Annotated in this window: 21 protein-coding genes; 1 reads left to right on the forward strand and 20 read right to left on the reverse strand. The window is 43.5% G+C overall.

Features of this window, described 5'->3' with window-relative positions:
* Positions 1 to 17: 17 nt before the first annotated feature.
* The 17 genes from NPA43_RS15535 to NPA43_RS15615 all read right to left on the reverse strand — a co-directional run bounded on the left by NPA43_RS15535 (position 18) and on the right by NPA43_RS15615 (position 15,900).
* Complete coding sequence (locus NPA43_RS15535) at positions 18 to 761, reverse strand: arylamine N-acetyltransferase family protein (RefSeq protein WP_256499037.1); 744 nt, start codon at positions 759 to 761, stop codon at positions 18 to 20.
* Between the two features lie 39 nt (positions 762 to 800).
* Positions 801 to 1,058, reverse strand: coding sequence for an HPr family phosphocarrier protein (locus NPA43_RS15540; RefSeq protein WP_099727978.1), 258 nt, complete (start codon positions 1,056 to 1,058; stop codon positions 801 to 803).
* A gap of 26 nt (positions 1,059 to 1,084) precedes the next feature.
* Positions 1,085 to 2,035 carry a DNA-binding protein WhiA gene (whiA, locus tag NPA43_RS15545; protein ID WP_099727979.1) on the reverse strand — a complete coding sequence of 317 codons (951 nt, stop codon included), beginning with the start codon at positions 2,033 to 2,035 and terminating at the stop codon, positions 1,085 to 1,087.
* A 17-nt stretch (positions 2,036 to 2,052) separates the two neighbouring features.
* Entirely contained in the window at positions 2,053 to 3,012 is a 960-nt protein-coding gene (locus NPA43_RS15550) for a gluconeogenesis factor YvcK family protein (RefSeq protein WP_099727980.1), read from the reverse strand.
* Complete coding sequence (rapZ, locus tag NPA43_RS15555) at positions 3,013 to 3,900, reverse strand: RNase adapter RapZ (RefSeq protein WP_180275536.1); 888 nt, start codon at positions 3,898 to 3,900, stop codon at positions 3,013 to 3,015.
* Between the two features lie 39 nt (positions 3,901 to 3,939).
* Positions 3,940 to 4,404, reverse strand: a complete 465-nt coding sequence (locus NPA43_RS15560) for an 8-oxo-dGTP diphosphatase (protein ID WP_099727982.1) — start codon at positions 4,402 to 4,404, stop codon at positions 3,940 to 3,942.
* A 358-nt stretch (positions 4,405 to 4,762) separates the two neighbouring features.
* Complete coding sequence (trxB, locus tag NPA43_RS15565; RefSeq protein ID WP_099727985.1) at positions 4,763 to 5,713, reverse strand: thioredoxin-disulfide reductase; 951 nt, start codon at positions 5,711 to 5,713, stop codon at positions 4,763 to 4,765.
* Positions 5,714 to 5,947: 234 nt separating this feature from the next.
* Positions 5,948 to 7,315 carry a C40 family peptidase gene (locus tag NPA43_RS15570; RefSeq protein WP_099727983.1) on the reverse strand — a complete coding sequence of 456 codons (1,368 nt, stop codon included), beginning with the start codon at positions 7,313 to 7,315 and terminating at the stop codon, positions 5,948 to 5,950.
* A gap of 558 nt (positions 7,316 to 7,873) precedes the next feature.
* A complete protein-coding gene (locus NPA43_RS15575; protein ID WP_099728854.1) occupies positions 7,874 to 9,334 on the reverse strand; it encodes a tetratricopeptide repeat protein in 1,461 nt (486 codons plus the stop codon).
* Between the two features lie 130 nt (positions 9,335 to 9,464).
* On the reverse strand, positions 9,465 to 10,094 hold the full coding sequence (hisIE, locus tag NPA43_RS15580; RefSeq protein WP_230030702.1) for a bifunctional phosphoribosyl-AMP cyclohydrolase/phosphoribosyl-ATP diphosphatase HisIE: 630 nt from the start codon (positions 10,092 to 10,094) through the stop codon (positions 9,465 to 9,467).
* Positions 10,091 to 10,849 carry an imidazole glycerol phosphate synthase subunit HisF gene (gene hisF, locus NPA43_RS15585; protein WP_034316606.1) on the reverse strand — a complete coding sequence of 253 codons (759 nt, stop codon included), beginning with the start codon at positions 10,847 to 10,849 and terminating at the stop codon, positions 10,091 to 10,093. The genes hisIE and hisF overlap by 4 nt, the downstream gene beginning before the upstream one ends.
* Positions 10,846 to 11,583, reverse strand: a complete 738-nt coding sequence (gene hisA / locus NPA43_RS15590) for a 1-(5-phosphoribosyl)-5-[(5-phosphoribosylamino)methylideneamino]imidazole-4-carboxamide isomerase (protein ID WP_230030700.1) — start codon at positions 11,581 to 11,583, stop codon at positions 10,846 to 10,848. The genes hisF and hisA overlap by 4 nt, the downstream gene beginning before the upstream one ends.
* The gene (gene hisH / locus NPA43_RS15595) at positions 11,580 to 12,218 is read right to left on the reverse strand and encodes an imidazole glycerol phosphate synthase subunit HisH (RefSeq protein ID WP_230030699.1); all 639 of its coding nucleotides are present in this window, start codon (positions 12,216 to 12,218) and stop codon (positions 11,580 to 11,582) included. Before hisH ends, hisA begins: the two co-directional genes overlap by 4 nt.
* Entirely contained in the window at positions 12,218 to 12,802 is a 585-nt protein-coding gene (gene hisB, locus NPA43_RS15600) for an imidazoleglycerol-phosphate dehydratase HisB (protein ID WP_099728849.1), read from the reverse strand. Before hisB ends, hisH begins: the two co-directional genes overlap by 1 nt.
* Positions 12,799 to 14,088: a histidinol dehydrogenase gene (gene hisD, locus NPA43_RS15605; protein WP_256499039.1), complete on the reverse strand. Its 1,290-nt coding sequence runs from the start codon at positions 14,086 to 14,088 to the stop codon at positions 12,799 to 12,801. Before hisD ends, hisB begins: the two co-directional genes overlap by 4 nt.
* Positions 14,085 to 14,732, reverse strand: coding sequence for an ATP phosphoribosyltransferase (hisG, locus tag NPA43_RS15610; RefSeq protein ID WP_099728847.1), 648 nt, complete (start codon positions 14,730 to 14,732; stop codon positions 14,085 to 14,087). The genes hisD and hisG overlap by 4 nt, the downstream gene beginning before the upstream one ends.
* Positions 14,725 to 15,900 carry an ATP phosphoribosyltransferase regulatory subunit gene (locus NPA43_RS15615; protein WP_256499040.1) on the reverse strand — a complete coding sequence of 392 codons (1,176 nt, stop codon included), beginning with the start codon at positions 15,898 to 15,900 and terminating at the stop codon, positions 14,725 to 14,727. The genes hisG and NPA43_RS15615 overlap by 8 nt, the downstream gene beginning before the upstream one ends.
* A 233-nt stretch (positions 15,901 to 16,133) precedes the next feature.
* On the opposite strand from NPA43_RS15615, the gene NPA43_RS15620 reads away from it, so the two are divergent.
* Entirely contained in the window at positions 16,134 to 16,922 is a 789-nt protein-coding gene (locus tag NPA43_RS15620) for a C39 family peptidase (protein ID WP_256499041.1), read from the forward strand.
* Between the two features lie 233 nt (positions 16,923 to 17,155).
* Here NPA43_RS15620 and NPA43_RS15625 read toward each other — a convergent pair whose 3' ends face one another.
* The 3 genes from NPA43_RS15625 to NPA43_RS15635 all read right to left on the reverse strand — a co-directional run bounded on the left by NPA43_RS15625 (position 17,156) and on the right by NPA43_RS15635 (position 18,901).
* On the reverse strand, positions 17,156 to 17,797 hold the full coding sequence (locus tag NPA43_RS15625) for an NAD(P)-dependent oxidoreductase (protein ID WP_256499042.1): 642 nt from the start codon (positions 17,795 to 17,797) through the stop codon (positions 17,156 to 17,158).
* A gap of 87 nt (positions 17,798 to 17,884) precedes the next feature.
* Positions 17,885 to 18,313, reverse strand: coding sequence for an Rrf2 family transcriptional regulator (locus NPA43_RS15630; protein ID WP_099726339.1), 429 nt, complete (start codon positions 18,311 to 18,313; stop codon positions 17,885 to 17,887).
* Positions 18,314 to 18,382: 69 nt separating this feature from the next.
* Complete coding sequence (locus tag NPA43_RS15635) at positions 18,383 to 18,901, reverse strand: acyltransferase (RefSeq protein ID WP_099726340.1); 519 nt, start codon at positions 18,899 to 18,901, stop codon at positions 18,383 to 18,385.

Genomic DNA, 18,901 nt, shown 5'->3' on the forward strand with positions numbered 1-18,901 from the left:
CTGTCTTTTTATATTGTTCACGGTATAAGAGTTTTCACGTAGTCCTCAAAAGGCTGTGGGAGCGGCTTTTTCGATACTTCTTCATGTTCATGTGTGGTGACATGATCCTCCGTGACGACAACACGCCCTGACGGCGTCAGCTTTGAAGCAAGCGGTCTTTTGTTAAATGGGGATGCTTCATTTTCATAAATCTCCTGCCTCATTTGGACCAGAGTGTGCTCGTTGACTTCTTTTAATGTATAAGCATAGCCTGTTTCAGCACCTTCTCCTCTGTCTAATTGGAGCAGGTGTGTCCCTTTTTCGGTTTCCTCTGCTTTGACGCGAAAACGAATAGACGGTGCTTCTACCCATTCACCTGTAAAGGGTACAGGCTGAAGAGGTAAATTGACTCCGAAGCCTGCATCAATGAGAAAGCGTTTGTTGTGATGTTTCAGGACTATGGCTACGTGCGTTCCATCAATTGCCCACGTGTCCGCTTCCTTGTTATACACTGTCCCTTGAACGAGCTGTACAGCGAGTCCTGCCTGTTTTAACACATAATATAAGAGAGGATTGAGGTCATAACAAAGACCCCCTCTCTTTCCTTCAAGAAGATGCTGCTTCAACCCTTCTTGATTCAAGTCATAGGATTGTTTATTCAGCACAGATCTGTTTTCGAATGGAAAAGTATACGCCATCTTTTTTAATAAAGCAGGCAAGTGATCAAAGGTGATGGACTGACCTTCGTATCCGATCTTCTGTAAAAAGGCTGATTGAATCATCCACATTCCCTCCTAAAAAAACTGAGCCTGTGAAGAGACTCAGTTTTCTTGATTGATAAAATCCGTTAACGCATCAATGGCTTCCTGTTCATCCGCACCATCTGCAATCAGTTTGACAGTGATTCCAGAGCTGATCGCAAGACTCATGAGACCCATAATGCTCTTCGCATTGACCTTTTTCCCATCTTTCTCTAGAAAAATATCCGCACCAAAGCGATTGGCTTCTTGTACGAATAAAGCAGCTGGACGTGCCTGTAAACCTGTTTTCAGCTGGATTGTGACCGTTTTTTCCACCATATGATCTGCCTCCCTTTTTTATTTCCCTATTTAAGTGTAACAGCTTGTCCGTTTCGTAATTGTTCTGCAATTTGATCTAGCTTTCTTAAGCGGTGGTTAATGCCTGATTTGCTGATCTTGCCGCTTTCCACCATTTCGCCAAGTTCCTTCAGCGTGACTTCTTGATAGTCGACTCGCAGTTTCGCAATTTCACGCAGTTTATCCGGCAGAGCATCCAGTCCAATTTTTTCATCAATGAATTGAATGTTTTCGACCTGACGCAGTGAGGCACCGATCGTTTTATTCAAGTTTGCTGTTTCACAATTGACGAGCCGGTTCACGGAATTCCTCATATCACGGACGATTCGCACGTCTTCAAAGCGAAGCAATGAGTTATGGGCGCCCACAACACTTAGAAATTCCGTAATTTTTTCAGCTTCTTTCATGTACGTAATATACCCTTTTTTGCGCTCAAGTGTTTTACTGTTGAGATGAAATTGATTCATCAGCTCACAAAGGGCATCATTATGTTCTTTGTATAGCGAAAAAATCTCAAGGTGATAGGAAGACGTTTCTGGATTATTCACAGAACCGCCTGCTAAAAAAGCACCTCTCATATAGGAGCGCTTGCAGCATCTTTTCTTCACAAGTTCTTCTGAAATATTGCGCTCAAATACAAATTGTTCACCTAATATTTTCAAATCCTCTAAAATGGTTTTCGCTCGTTCTACCAGTCTGACAATATACACATTATTCTTTTTTAATCTCATTTTCTTACGGACGAGCAGCTCGACTGTCACGTCATATTTCTTTTTAAGCAGCGTATAAATGCGTCTTGCAATGGCTGCGTTCTCTGTCTGTATATCTATAATCAATTTTCGATTAGAGAAAGATAATGAACCGTTCATACGGATGAGGGCAGAAAGCTCTGCTTTTGAGCAGCAGTCCTTCACGTCCAGATTAGTCAGCTCTTTTTTTGTTTCGGATGCAAATGACATCCTTGCCACCCCCATTCCTATTTTTTCTGATGCAGCAGGTCGACGAGCAGTGAGGCCACCTTGAGCGTGTCGTGACGAATCACATGTTGGTCATATGTAATGATTTCTCCAGGGATGACTTCCAGACCCATTGCTTTGAGTACATCGGTGTCGAACTGTACAGGCTGCGCCTGTTCTTCTGCATATTTTGCTTTGATTTCTTCTGGAATTTCTTTATTGTTCACAAAAATGATATCAATGAACGGTCGATCCATATGATCGTTTAATGCCTGCACATGATCAGCTGCACTGTAGGAAAGCGTTTCCCCCGGCTGCGTCATGACATTACAAATATACACTTTTTTCGCCTTAGAGCGAATCACTTCTTCTCCAATATGCGGTACAAGCAAGTTCGGCAAAATACTCGTATATAAGCTGCCAGGTCCAATGACGATCAAATCAGCTTCACGGATGACTTGAATGGAATCTTGGAGCGGCTCAATCGTATTTGGTGTGAGGAACACTCGTTTAATCCTTTCCCCATAGGTTGGGATTTTAGATTCTCCAGTCACCACTTGCCCATTTTCTAATTCCGCGTGAAGAACAACACTTGAATTCGCTGCTGGCAATACTTTTCCTCTCACATTTAAGACCTTGCTCATTTCTGTGACGGCATGAAAAAAATCACCGGTTATATTTGTCATAGCCGCAAGAATGAGGTTGCCGAGAGAGTGGCCTGTTAAGTCATTCCCTTTGTTAAAACGGTGCTGAAATAAATCTTCTACAAGCGGTTCAACATCAGAGAGTGCCGCAAGTACATTTCGAATATCGCCTGGAGGCGGAATATTCAAATCATGGCGCAGTCTGCCTGAGCTGCCCCCATCATCAGCAACCGTTACAATGGCGGTAATATCCACTGGTTTTGTTTTTAGCCCTCTGAGCAATACAGATAAGCCAGTACCGCCGCCGAGAATGACAACCTTTGGTAGTGTCGTCATCTATTTTCTGCTTCTCTTTTCAATGTCCCGGTGAGTGACATGTGTATAGTAATCGTTTTTAAAATACTCCGCTAAATAGTTAGCGAGCGTCACAGATCGATGCTGGCCGCCCGTACAGCCAATGGCGATCACAAGCTGGCTTTTTCCTTCTCGTTTATAGGACGGAAGCATAAAGCTGAGAAGATCGATTAATTTCTCTGTGAACCTTTGCGTTTCACTCCATTTCATCACATAGGAGCGCACTTCTTCATCGTTTCCAGTCTGTGGACGCATGCTCTCAATATAGTAAGGGTTCGGTAGGAATCTCACATCAAATACAAGATCAGCATCAATCGGCAGACCATATTTAAAGCCAAATGACATCACATTCACTGTAAACACCTGCCCTTGATTGGTGGCAAAGTGTGTGACAATTTTTTCTCGAAGCTGTTTTGGTTTCAGATCCGATGTGTCAAAAATCATTTGAGATCGGCCTTTTAACTCCTCTAACAGCTCGCGCTCCATTGCAATACCTTCGAGCGGCAGTCCTGTTGTTGCAAGGGGATGCGAACGTCTCGTTTCTTTGTATCTTGAGACAAGCACCTTATCGTTTGCATCTAAAAATAGAATCCTTGGTGTGATCCAGCCGATATCATTCATTTCATCTAAGGCAGCAACTAAGCTATCAAAGAATTCGCGGCCGCGCAAATCCATCACAAGAGCCACCTTGCTCATCTTTGAATTCGATTCCTTCATAAGCTCTAGAAACTTCGGTAAAAGTGATGGTGGTAAGTTATCCACACAGAAGTAACCTAAGTCTTCAAAGCTTTGAATGGCAACGGTTTTCCCTGCACCTGACATTCCTGTAATAATCACAAGCTGAATATCATCTTGTTTGTGCGTATTCATGCCTGCTCCCTCTCCTTCTTTATGAAAACGGTTCATTTATTAGTCTCCTTGAGGATCTAACCGATAAGCAATTAGTTCAAAATCGGGTGTATACGTAAAAGTGCCGTGGAGAAGCCCTTTTCCCTTTAGCATGAAGTCAAGAATATGGGAATCTCCAGGAGCCATCGGCAAACTAGGCACATCCTGTACGTCATGCCATTTTAAAATACCTTCCTCTGATTCTGTCACGTTTTTCCCGGTAAATGAATCTGCCATAAAGGTGAACATCATCCACTCTTGAACGATTTGATCGCCTTCTTTTATGATAAAGGTAAAAACACCTTTTAGCTGCGGATTTAAAATATAAATGCCTGTTTCTTCTCTATACTCTCGAACGACTGAATCCTTGACCGATTCTCCGCTTTCCATTTTGCCGCCGGGCGCTACCCACCAGCCGCGTCTTGGCTTTTGCAGCAAGAGAACTTGATCTTCGTGATGCAGCACACAATTGGTTACTCGTTGCATCAGCTGTCACCTACTCTTATATGTCTTTTTCTTATTATACAGGTTCATCCTGACTCCCACAATGAACATGCCCGTTCTTCACCGAAAATAGACAGGTTTTCGTCTGAATGATGTCACGTCCAATTTCTCTACTCTTCATTTTACAACATCTAACGGTTCTCCATGCGTCATTTGTGAACATCTCGTGAATTTCTGATTTTATGCAAAAAAAAAGGACACGGATTCACATCCGTGCCAAACATATATTCCTTATAAAAGGGGGTCAATTACTAGCTTTATCATAACGGATAATTGTTTCACCCGTGTTACATTCCAGTTAAAAGCCCGTGACGCTATATTAAGGATTTACGACAGCCGTTTATTTCGCTGCTTTTAGCTTTTCAGCAAGCTCTTCTACATAATGCTGTGCGCTCTGTGCTGCAATACTTCCGTCACCTGTTGCTGTGACAATTTGACGAAGTGTTTTTTCACGAATGTCACCAGCTGCGAAAATACCTTCTACTCTTGTTTCCATTCTTTCGTTTGTCTCAATATAGCCTTCTTTATTTGTAATCCCTAGGTTTTCAAATGGTTTAGAAAGTGGCAGCATACCGATGTAGATAAAGACGCCGTCTGTTTTGAAGTCTTCTTCTTCACCTGTCACGGTATCAATTAATGTCACACTGCCGACTTTTCCGTTTTCTTCATTAATCTGTTTTACGGTTTTATTCCACATGAAGTCGATTTTTTCGTTATCAAAGGCACGTGCTTGTAAGATGCTTTGAGCACGAAGTTTGTCGCGTCTATGGACAATCGTTACTTTTGATGCAAAGCGTGTGAGGTAAACACCCTCTTCTACCGCAGAGTCTCCGCCGCCAATCACAACAAGCTCTTTGTTTTTAAAGAAGGCACCGTCACATACTGCACAGTATGATACGCCGCGGCCGCCAAGCTCTTTTTCACCTGGTGCACCGATTTTTTTGTATTCAGCACCTGCTGCAATAATGACAGAGCGTCCTTTGTATTCTTTTGAACCGGCTTTGACGATTTTGTACTCTTCACCGTCAACAATTTCTTTAATATCGCCATACGCATACTCCGCACCGAATTTCTTCGCATGCTCAAACATTTTATTTGAAAGTTCCGGCCCTAAAATGCTTTCAAAGCCAGGATAGTTCTCAACATCTTCGGTATTCGCCATTTGTCCGCCTGGAATTCCTCTTTCAATCATTAATGTTGAAAGATTTCCCCGTGATGTATAAACAGCGGCTGTCATTCCGGCAGGACCCGCTCCAATGATGATCGTATCGTAGATTTTTTCTTCTGACACAACTGTCACTCCCTCTTCAATTGCTGCTAGCATTTCCTATTAGAATGCCCTTGGGTGATGCTTCCATTCATGACAGAAAGCATCATTTCCATTCTTAGCTTTTATTCCTTACCCATATCCTATTAAATCTGCGGGGAATAAGCGAATCATTTGCTCATATCTTCAAAAAAAGAAAAAGCTTCCTTAAACTGCTGTTTAAGGAAGCCTGTTTACGGTTATATACAAAGTAGTGATTTATTCAACGACTCTTCTTACAACGCCATTGAAATATCTCTTCCAATAAGGATTACTCATTGAATCAACTGAAACACCATGGGAGCTGTTATCGTTCAAGAATGTACCGTTTCCTAAGTAAATACCAACGTGTCCATTTACTTTATACGTATCGAAGAACACAAGGTCTCCGCGTTTCATGTCAGATGCACTTACAGCTCTTCCTTTACCTACAAGCGTATCTGTTGTTGTTCCGCCAACTGGTCCAAGGTTGATGCCTGCTGATGCAAATGCCCAGCGGACGAATGAAGAACAGTCAAAACGACGTGCGTTAATATCGGCTTGTGATCTGCCGCCGCCCCATTTATATGGAGATTGTCCAACAATGGTAGAACCTGTGCTGATGGCACCTTCGATTCCGCCTACGTTATTGCTGACAGGTGATCCACCGCCAGAAGATGGCTTCTTGCTTGGTGAACTGCTGTTGTTATTAGATGATCCACTGTTATTTGAAGACGGGCTGCTATCGTTATTTGAGCTGTTGTCTTCTGTTTGAACACTAGCTTGACGCTGCTGTCTTTGTGCTTTTTCTTCTTTTGCTTTTTGAGCTGCTTCTCTTGCTTCTTTTTCAGCTTGCTTTTGTGCAGCAACTGTTGCGTCTTTTTCAGATGCAATGCTGTTAGCCTGGCTGTTTAATTCACTGATTTCAGAAGAAGCACTTCCTTTTTGCTTTTTCACTTGCTTGAATAGCTTGTCTTTTTCATCAAGCTGTTTATTCAAGTCCGTTTGAAGTGTTTCAAGCTTTGCAAGTGTCTTTTGAACATCTTCAAGCTTTGTGTTTAATTCGTTTTCAGACTTTTGGAGTTCAGCTTTGTCTCTTTCTTGCTCTTTAATGATTTCGCTGTCTGCGTTGATTAGTGTAGATACAGCACCTGCACGGCTGATGAAATCGCTAAAGCTTTTTGCTCCTAGTAATACATCTATGTATTTCGTAGAACCGCCGTTTTCTTGAAGCGCACGTACACGCTTTTTCAAAAATTCGTTTCTTTCTTCGATACGTTTTTCTGTATCAGCAATTTCTTTTTTCAGTGCTTTGATTTCTTTTTTTGTTTTTTCATTTTCTGCTTGTTTTTCTTCGATTTGATCACTTGTTTTTAAAGCTTTCTCGTCAATTTCTTTCAGCTTTAGTGCAAGTGCCTCTTGTTTTGCTTCAAGTTTTGAAAGCTCTTCTTTTTTCTTTTGAAGATTCTTGTTTACCTCAGATTGCTTGCTGTCTAGTTCTTGTTTCTTTTGTTCAAAGTCCTGTGCATTTGCTTCATGAGTAAATGGGATAAATAAACCGCTCGCTCCGATCACCGAAGCTAAACCGAAAGTGATAAACTTTTTCACGAATAGTTCCTCCTTTGACAATTTCCCAAGCGACATTAGAAAGCAGCAAATTCTCTGCGACCAATCTGTGCTCTCTATGTCTTTCTTCCTGATTGATCAGTCAGATGTTGACCAGATTGTTTCTATCACTAGGTGTTTCATTATGTATAGTAAAATATCTAAATATATGTCTTTGTTTTAATCCACGATTTTCATTATACATGAGACATCGACAAAATGAGCTAATATTTTTATTACATTTATGTTTCAAAAACATGTCGTGATTGTCATACTTCGCCAAATCCTTGCAAATCCCACCTTTTTATCCAAGAAAAAAGCATGACCTTTAGGTCATGCCAGATTGTTGACAAAGGGCTAAAATGATCTTCATTTTAGCCCTTTGTCTTCTTTTCAGCGTGATAGAAAACCTTTGAAGTCTAGGAAAGACGAGTACCGGAGCGGAGCGAATTTGACATTCGTGAGCACCGGCACGCAGGACTGACAAAGAATGCGAGGGTTTGTCTACACGCTGACATGACCTTTTGGGTCATGCTACTATTCTATGAATCTATTTACCTATTAGTCGATGAACGTATAAATGACATTTTCATATTTAGACAGTGTCTGAACGCTGATCTGAAAAGAGGACGCTACCTCTTTTTTACTGACGGATGATTCTTCTTGTTCATTCATCCATAGGTAATAAGAAGCTGCTGCCCATGCAGGCGCATTTTTCTTATCTACACCAGAAGCACGTGCCTGCTGAATAATATGGAATAACCAAAAATATGGCATGTGGTTATCAGGCTGCACGGCTTTTTCCAAAGCGGATGCCGCCTGTTTTGCGAAGAGCGCATCTCCTGAAAAAGACCGTTCTTCCATTTGATCTTCATATAAAAGCAGCTCGATGAATTGCTGTTCAAAGGCTGTTTTCGCTGCGCGGGCATCAAGGACAGACTGCAGAACGTCTCGTTCACCTTTTTGTTTACTGACATAGTACGCAGTTAGCCGTTCCTCAATTGAGACCATTGGTTCAGTCTCCTCTGGTTTATCCTGCCACGGCTTGATTTCATCTGCATCTATATCTTCTTCTACCATTTTATTCCAAACGGTTTGTGCCAGCGTTTTGTGGCCCGTTTGATAGGCTGCACTGGCAAGCCAGTATAAAAATGTACTATCTCCCTGAAAGCCTGTTTTATACAAAGAATAAAGCCATTTAAAGGCCCATTCAAATTCTCCAACGAGGGCAAATGTCGCACCAAGCTTATAACGCTGTTCACTTAATATTGGATACACGTGCGTTAATTGCTTCGCTAACACGTTGACCTTCTCTTCTTCTTTTTCATAATGATAGAACACGAGCTGGTTGCAAAGGGCATGCAGATTACCGGGATTTTCATGAAGGACCCGGTTCAACGTCTCTTTCGCTTGATGAATCTGACCAGAATAAAAATAGGCCAAAGCGAGATTATTATAAGCTGACCAAAATTCTGGATACTCAACAATCATCTGTTCTAGCATCTCAATAGCTTCGTCAAGCCTGCCGCTTTCTAACAAATGATTCGCTTGATCCTGCTTCACAATCAGGTCATCCTGATCATAAGGAAAATCTTCGTCCTCTTCGTCACTCATATCGAGCAGGTCGAGAAGATCATCATTTTCATCCGTAAATTCCCCATCCTCTTCCAAAGCGGCATAAGCAGTGGCTGACTTATATGCCTCTTGAAAAAGTCCGAGATTGGCATAATTATTCGCTTTAAAATAGTGACACTCTGACATGTTTTCATCTACGTGTTCGAGGATGAAATCAAGCAGTTCATTTGATTGTTGGTAATGACCCATTTCAGTATAAATAATGGCAAGCTGTGACAGCATTTCTACATTTTCAGGCTCAAGTACAATAGCCCGCTGTATCAGCTTAACTGCCTTTGGCAGATTTCTTTCTCTATATGCTTTTAGACCTTTATGAAAAAAGTAATGCCCATCTTGGAATAGTTGGACGACTTGTGTGTGATGATTTTGAGAAGTGTATTTACTCACCGATACCCTCCATTTCGAACAGTGTACCGTGTGTAGTATAACATACTTCACGAGTCGTCACATAGAACAAAAGAAAAGGAAGGATTTGTTTTTCACTCAAAAGCAAAAAGCCAGGAGTGTCCCCGGCTTTTCATTCACCTTGGTGACGCTTTTTTAATACCTTTAATACATCATCTAGCGGCAATTGCTGCTCACGTAATAACACAAGAAGGTGATATAGGAGGTCGGCTGTTTCCCATTTCAACTCTTCCTGATCACGGTTTTTCGCTGCGATGATGACCTCGGAAGCTTCTTCCCCTACCTTTTTCAGGATTTTATCGACCCCTTTTTCAAATAGATAGGTTGTATAAGCTCCTTCCGGCATTTCTGCCTGACGCTTTGCAATGACCTGTTCAAGCTCATTTAAAATGGCAAAGCGGTCCTGCTTTTCGCTTTGGGGCTTCACGCCTTCTTCCGAAAAACAGCTATAGCTGCCAGTATGGCACGCTGGGCCACTTGGTGCCACGAGTACAAGCAGAGCGTCCTTATCACAGTCATAGCGAATGGATGTGACTTGCTGGGTATGTCCAGATGTGGCGCCTTTGTGCCAAAGCTCGTTTCGCGAACGGCTAAAAAACCATGTTTCGCCTGTTTCCAACGTTTTTTCATAGGATTCTTGATTCATATACGCAAGCGTCAGCACTTCCTTGCTCTGTTCATCCTGTACAATCGCAGGAATCAGGCCTGCCTCATTAAAGGTTAATTCGTTTGCCTGTTTCATCTGACCTTCACCCCGTGTTCTCTCAAGTATGTCTTCACCTCTTGAATCGAGGTCTCTTTATAATGGAATATGGAGGCTGCTAATGCTGCATCAGCTTCTCCTTTTGTAAAAGCCTCCAGCATATGCTGCGCATTGCCCGCGCCTCCAGAGGCAATGACTGGCACTGTGACTGCTTCTGACACAAGCTTCGTCAGACGATGATCAAAGCCTGTTTTTTCACCATCGGCATCCATGCTTGTCAGCAAGATCTCCCCTGCTCCTCTCAGCACTGCTTCTTTCGCCCAGTCGCTGACTTCTATTTCCGTTTTACGGCGCCCTCCGTGGGTATAGACCATGTATGCTTTTTTCTCTTCATCGTACTTCGCATCGATCGCGACGACGATGCATTGAGAACCAAAAAAATCGGCTCCTTCTGAAATCAGCTCTGGCCTTAAAACAGCCGCTGTGTTCACCGATACTTTGTCTGCACCCGCTCTTAATATACGCTTCATGTCATCAAGATGGTTAATCCCGCCGCCCACCGTAAACGGTATAGCAAGAGTGGACGCTACTTGCTTGACCACATCCACCATCGTTTTTCGTCCTTCATGAGAGGCTGAAATATCAAGAAAGACGAGTTCATCCGCGCCTTCCTCATCATAGATCTGCGCTAATTCTACAGGATCACCTGCATCCTTTAAGCCTAGAAATTGTACACCTTTGACAACACGCCCTTCCTTCACATCGAGACATGGGATGATACGTTTTGTCATCATATGCTGTCAATCCCTTCAAACGCTTCTGCTAAAGTAAACTGCTTCGTGTAAAGCGCCTTACCAATGATCGCACCAGAAACACCGGCATGCTTTTGCACTGCCAGCTTTTGAATATCAGCGACAGCACTGACTCCACCTGAGGCGATGACTTGTTTTCCGGTCGCTTCTGCTAATCGGACCGTACTTTCCACATTGGGACCAGAGAGCATGCCATCCATTTGAATATCGGTGAAAATAAAGACCTCTGCGCCTTCCTTAGCCAGTTCCTTGCCAAGTTCCTCTGCCTTCACTTTCGACGTTTCAAGCCAGCCTTCAGTCGATACAAAGCCATTTCGTGCATCAATTCCAATCGCTATTTTCTCACCATATTGTGCAAGCATTTTTTTCACAAAGGCTGGGTTAGAAACAGCAGAACTGCCAAGAATGACTCTAGATACGCCATTGCTCAAATAAAATTCAACGTCCTCTTCTGTCCGAATGCCGCCGCCTATTTGTACATTCACATCTAAGGAGGAAGCAATCGCCAGCACATGCTCATGATTGACGCGCTTTCCAGCTTTTGCACCATCTAGATCAACGAGATGAATCCATTTCGCTCCTTCATTTGCAAACCGCGCGGCCATATCTAGCGGTGAATCTCCATAAATGGTTTCTTGATCATAGTCTCCTTGCACAAGTCGTACACATTTGCCATTTCTCATATCAATCGCTGGATACAGTGTAAATTCACTCATTTGTTCACCCTCTGTTCTTTTGCTAATTGAATAAACTGTTTGAGCAGTGCCATTCCCGTTGTACTGCTTTTTTCAGGGTGAAACTGTGCCCCAAGCACATTCCCCTTTCCAACAACTGCTGGTACTTGTACGCCATAATCCGCACTTGCCAATTGCTCTTCTACATTCATGTCACTCACATAATAAGAGTGAACAAAGTACGCAAATCCTTCCGGCACACCGTCAAATAATGGAGACGGCTGATGAAATGCGAGCTCGTTCCACCCCATATGAGGTACCTTCAGCCTTTGTCCGTCCTGATCGCCATCCTTTAAAAGAACGACACGTCCTTTTAACAGCCCCAATCCTTTTGTCAGTCCTGCCTCTTCACTTTCTTCAAACAACAGCTGCATGCCAAGGCAAATGCCAAATAACAGCTTCCCTTCCTGCACGACTTGGTGGATAAACGCCTCTAGCCCTGTCTGTCTTAGCAGCCGCATCGCATCACGAAACGACCCCACCCCTGGCAAAATATAAGCATCTGCCTTGTTGAGCTCCTCCACTTCAGAGGAAACAATATAAGGGGCGCCAGCTCGTTCCAGCGCTTTTGATACACTAAACAAATTTCCCATCCCATAATCAATGACTCCGATCATTAGAGCATCCCCTTTGTCGAAGGAATCCCTTTCACACGCGGATCAATGGTTGTTGCTTCATCTAGGGCACGTGCCATCGCTTTAAAAATCGCTTCAATCATATGGTGCGTATTGGTTCCGTAGTGAACGATCACATGGAGGTTCATACGGGCTTCAAGGGCAAATTTCCATAGAAACTCATGAACGAGCTCCGTATCAAAGGTGCCGACCTTTTGACTCGGGAAGACCGCTCTCATTTCCAAATGAGGACGATTGCTTAGGTCGACTACGACCTGGGCAAGGGTTTCATCCATTGGAACAAAGCTAGATCCGTACCGCTTGATTCCTTTTTTATCACCTAATGCTTCCTTAAACATTTGCCCAAGCACGATGCCGATATCTTCTGTTGTGTGGTGATCATCGACATCTGTATCTCCTTTCGCATCTACAGTCAAATTAAAATGTCCATGCTTCGTAAATAAATCAAGCATGTGCGTCATAAAAGGGACATCTGTCTGAATATCCGCTTTTCCTTCTCCATCAATCTCTAACGCTAACGAAATGTTCGTTTCATTTGTTTGTCTCGCAGTTTCCGCCTGTCTCATTTTGATTCCTCCCGCTTTCTCGCTTCAATCGACCTTGCATGCGCTTCAAGCCCTTCTAATCTTGCAAAAGCCGCAATGCTTTCCCTATGTGTCTCAAAGGCTTCTTTACTGTATGAAATAATGCTCGTTTTCTTTTGAAAATCGGTCACGCCTAGCGGGCTTGAGAATCTAGCTGTTCCATTTGTTGGCAGCACGTGATTCGGTCCTGCGAAATAATCTCCCACTGGCTCTGGACTATAACGCCCTAAGAAAATCGCCCCTGCATGCTTGATTTGACCAAGAAACGATTCTGGATAAGCGGTCAGCACTTCTAAGTGCTCTGGCGCTAATTGGTTCACGACATCTACTGCACGATCAATTGATTCTGTCACGTAAATACGGCCATGATCTTGTATGGATTGTGCTGCGATTGATTTTCTTGGCAAAGTGTCCAGCTGTGCCTGCACCTCAGCCTGCACTTTTTCAGCAAGTGTCTTAGACGGTGTCACCAAAATACTGGATGCTAACGCATCGTGCTCTGCCTGCGAAAGCAAATCAGCCGCCACCTCATGCGCAAGTGCCGTTTCGTCTGCCAGGACAGCAATTTCACTTGGACCCGCAATCATATCGATATCAACCTGACCAAATACCTCTCGCTTTGCAAGTGCTACATAAATGTTTCCTGGACCTGTGATTTTATCAACAGGCTGGATGTTGTCAGTTCCATAGGCAAGAGCCGCAATCGCCTGCGCACCGCCCATTTTGTACATTTCTGAAATACCCAATTCCTTTGCGGCAACTAGTACAGCGTCAGACAGACGGCCGTCTTTCCCTGGTGGTGTCACAAGGACAATTCGTTCAACGCCAGCGACAAGTGCCGGGATCACATTCATTAAAACCGATGAAGGATAGGCGGCTGTTCCGCCGGGGACATACACACCGACCGCATCGAGCGGCGTCACCTTTTGTCCGAGCATCGAGCCGTCCTGCTGGTGATAAAACCAAGAGGATGTCAGCTGACGCTCGTGGTATGTTCGAATATGACGGATAGCCGTTTGGATAATCTGAATCATCTCCGGCTCCAAACGTTCGTAGGACCTTGCCATTTCATCCTCCGTCACAAGCGGCTCTTCAATGGATACACCGTCAAATTGTTTCGTAAATGACCGTACGGCTTCATTACCATTTTTTCTCACTTCTTGAATGATGCGCTGAACAGCCTGACGCTGCTCTTCCGTTCCTGTATCTAAAGACCGCTTAAGTGAGAGAGTGTCTGTCTCACCTTCTTGTATATAGGTGATGTTCATGATGATTCCTCCCCTTCCCCTTCAATGATTCTTGCCAGACGCTGCGCCATTTCATCGATCACCGCATCCTTCATCCGGTAGCTCACAGGATTGACAATAAAGCGTGACGTAATATCACAAATATGTTCAGTTTCGACAAGTCCATTTTCCTTCAGCGTTTGACCTGTGGAGACAATGTCAACAATTCGATCGGCAAGGCCGATGAGCGGTGCTAATTCAATGGAACCATTCAGCTTAATGATTTCTACCTGCTCACCTTGCTCTCTAAAATAGGACGAGGCTACGTTTGGGTACTTCGTTGCCACACGCGGCGCGACACCGCCCCAGCTGGCTCCCGGTAATCCGGCAACGGCTAAATGACATTTGCTGATGTTTAAATCGAGCACTTCGTATACATCACGAGCTTCTTCGAGCATGACATCCTTCCCTGCAATACCAACATCCGCCACACCGTGCTCTACGTAGGTCGTCACATCCATTGGCTTGGCTAAAATAAAGCGGAGGTTTTCTTCCGGTACATCAATGATTAACTTTCTTGAATCCTCGAATTCCTCCGGCAGCTGATACCCCGCCTGCCTTAACAGCCCTGCTGCTTCTTCAAATATCCGGCCCTTTGGCATCGCCATCGTCAACACTTTACCCATTTTGCTCTTCCTTTCTAGCGCCGATAAAATAAGTCACTTGCTCAAATGCCTTGGTCATCGCGTCAATATTTTCAATACCGGATAAGTCTTGCAGGACGATCTTTTTCCCCTTTGACCGCTCCTTTTCTGCAAAAGCAAAAGCTTCTAGTCTTTGTTCTTTACTAAAAATCACAGCCTCCTGCGGTTCATTGATTTCTTTTGCATCTAGCGCTTCAAGAAGGCGGTCTAAGCGAAGACCGAACCCTGTAGCTGATGCAGGTGCATCAAAATGAGCAAGTAATTGATCATACCTTCCTCCACTCCCGATGACAGACCCAACATGATCTGCAAATACTTCAAACAAAATGCCTGTGTAGTAGCTCATATGACTGACCATGCTTAAGTCTAAACGGATATATTCTGTACAGCCGTAATCTTCAAGTGTCTCCCAAAGTGCCTTTAACTCAGCGAGCACCTCTTTTCCCTCTTGTGAAACCACGATTTCCTCTGCCTGCTGCGTGACTTCCTCGCCGCCGCGTAAATCTAAAAGCTGTAACAGCCTCATTTTATCGATCGATGAGAGGGGTAATTGCTTTACATGCTGCCGGTATCCCACATAATTCTTTTCATATAAAAATCGCCGAAGGACGTTTGCACGCTCTGTATTTCCCAGTACATCTACAAATAACGTCTCGGCTAAAGCAACATGCCCGATCGCTATTTTGAAGGATTGAAGCCCGGCATTTTTTAATGCAAATACGACAAGCGCAATGACTTCAGCGTCTGCGCTAATTGAACCATCACCAATCAATTCAATTCCGACCTGCTCAAATTCAGATGGTCTTCCGCCTTCTCTTTCCTGAGCCCGGAACACATTGGCTGCATAACCAACCCGAAGTGGATACGCCTGCTCATGAAGCTTTGAAGCCGCCACTCTTGCAATCGGCCCCGTCATATCAGGTCTCAGCACAAGGGTTTGACCGTTTTGATCAAGGAGCTTAAATAGCTGTGTATCTGTAATCGCCGATTGAACACCGACTGTATCGTAAAATTCAAGCGTTGGTGTCTCCATCAAACGGTAACCCCAGCCATTCATGACCTCTGTTAATGAATGTCTCACTTTTTTCTTCGTCTCATACAATCCTGGCAATGAATCCCGCATACCATATGGTTTCTCAAACATAAACATGTTCTTCCGCACCTCCAACACATTAAAACGAAAAATTCCGAATCCTTTAGTTCGCTAATATGATAATATGCTAACAAAATAAAGTGATTAAATCAATCATTTTTATTTTCTCTCTATTTTCATTAAAATTTTGTGGAATTATTACATTCAAGTGACACCTGAACCTTTTCTACATATTCAATGAAGGAACGTGCTATAATACATAAAAATATTGAATAACACAGGAGATTACAGTGAAGTTCATCCAGACATTAACCTTAACTTTATTGTGCGCATGTCTTGTTTATTTCGGCTTTATTTATGTTTCACAAATCGACCAAGTCAAAAAAACAGCTTCGCCACACGAAGCAGCAAAAGAAAACGAAACCGCACTTGCGGCAGAAGAGACACGTTCATCGAAAAAAACGGATGCCACACACCAGTCTTTAAAAGGAAGCAAAAAAGCCATGGATGTCATCCTCTATAATCAAATGGATGCACCAAAGCTATATAACGGCTGCGAAGTCACAAGCTTAGCGATGCTGCTTCATTACAGCGGCTATGAGCGAGTGACAAAAAATACATTGGCAAATGAAATCAAGCGCGTTCCACTAAATTATGAGAATGGCTTAAAAGGAGACCCGAATGATGGGTTTGTAGGCGATATGGAGAATGGCCCAGGTCTTGGCGTATACCATGAACCTATTTATCAACTTGCGAAAAAATATGCGGGTGATCAAGTCGTCGACTTAACTGGAAAGCCTGTCAAAAAGGCCATCTACCAATCACTTGAAAAGGGCTACCCTGTATGGGTGATTACGACATCCACCTTTGACAAAACAGATAACATCGAAACATGGAATACACCAAATGGCAAAATAGATGTGAGCTTTAATGTGCATAGCGTCGTCATCACAGGCTACGACGAGGAGTACGTCTACTTGAATAACCCGTACGGAGAAAAGAATCAACGAGTCGATCGTGACCAGTTTGAGGATTCTTGGAAACAGATGGGCAGTCAAGCGATGATCATTAAAGCATAAAACCCCGCTCTTCAGCGGGGTTTTCAGATTGTTGACAAAGGGCTAAAATGACCTTTATTTTAGCCCTTTGTCTTCTTTTCAGCGTGATAGAAAGCCCTTGAAGTCTAGGAAGGACGAGTACCGGAGCAGAGCGAATTTGAGATTCGTGAGCACCGGCACGCAGGACTGACACCTAATGCGAGGGGTTGTCTGCACGCTGAAAACCCCGCTCTTCAGCGGGGCTTTTTCTCTTCCTATTCAGCTTCAGATACAACAGTAAATCGTTCTCCAACATGGGCAGCCTGCTCAATTTCATCAACTAGCGCAATGGCATAGTCAGCATAGCTCACATAGCTGTCACCCTTTGAATTGACAATTAGATGGTCTTTTCCTTTCACATAAGAACCTGTGCGTTTGCCTGCTGGGTCAAAGAATGCAGCTGGACTGAGGAATGTCCATTTTAATCCTTCGGTCTTTTGAAGATCCTTTAGGTTTTCTCCTTGCTGTGAAGCAGTGGCGAAATATTCTTTTGGAAACTCTGGTGTGTCAACAAGCCTCATTGTTTTGGCGTCATCTACAAATAGACTGCCTGCTCCGCCCACAACGATTAAACGAGTGTCTGGTGCCTCTTTCAAGATATCAATGAGCTTTTTCCCAGCCTCTACGTGAAGATGCTCTTGTCCAGCAGGTGCGCCAAATGCATTCACGATGACATCAAAACCTTTGATGTCTTCTGCCTCCAAGTGAAACACATCCTTCTCTAAAACGGCTACTGATGTATCTGTCACCTTTTGTGCATCTCGGACGATTGCCGTCACTTCATGTCCTCTTGATTGAGCCTCTTTTAAAATTTCTTGTCCTGCTTTACCTGTTGCGCCAATGATTCCAATTTTCATGTTAACTCCTCCTACAATATGGTTTTATTTTTATAACGAGAGGTGTAACTAATTAAGTTACAACAGAGGTAAAAAAAATTGAATAGATCATCCAATTTTTTTGATTAACACCTGCGTTAGTTCACTTAATTTGATCTCAGCAAGCACTTGCTCCATCGCACTTTGGGCGCGGCACAAAATTAATTCGAGTACCGCTTGAATATTTGCCCCGATCGGACAGTCAGGATTTGGGCTTTCATGGATTTGAAACAATTCCCCCTCATCCACGACTTCAACCGCTTTATACAAATCGAGCAGTGTGATGTCGTCTTCACTGCGGTTCAACTGAGAACCACCTTTGCCAAGACTCGTTGAGATTAGGCCTGCTTTTTTTAATTTACTCATAATGCGGCGGATGACCACTGGGTTTGTATTCACACTTCCTGCGATATCCTCCGATGTCTGTAATGATCCTTTTTCAAGTGATAGCAAGGCCAGAATATGGACAGCGACAGTAAATCTGCTGCTGATTTTCATGTTTTCTCACCTCTGTTGTAATCATTATAGTTACACCGTGTCAGAATGTCAACAAAAAAGTCTGCCGAGCTACTCAGCAGACGTAGATTGACGTGCTTCCATTTGTTCTTTCGAATAAATCATGCGCATTGGATTTCCTCCAACAAAGGAGCCTGCTGGGACATCCTTATGAACAAGTGTACCCGCCGATACGATCGCACCATCACCGATCGTCACTCCAGGCAGAATGGTTGAATTTGCTCCAATTAAGACTTCATCACCAATATAGACTTCCCCAAGTCTGTACTCTTTAATCAAATACTCATGGGACAAGATGGTCGTGTTATAGCCGATCACACTATTTCGACCGACAGTAATTTTCTCAGGAAACATCAGATCAACCATAACCATTAAGGCAAACGCCGTATCCTCGCCGACTTTCATACGAAGGAAAGTCCGATAAATCCAGTTTTTCATTCCCATAAAGGGCGTGTACCTTGCCAATTGAATAAAGATAAAGTTTTTCACAACTTTGAAAAAGGGGACCGTCCGATAGACTTGTCTAAGCGAATTGACCCCTTTTACAGGATAACGATCTGTTTTTCTCAA

The organism is Bacillus pumilus, from assembly GCF_024498355.1.
Taxonomy (GTDB): Bacteria; Bacillota; Bacilli; order Bacillales; family Bacillaceae; genus Bacillus; species Bacillus pumilus_P.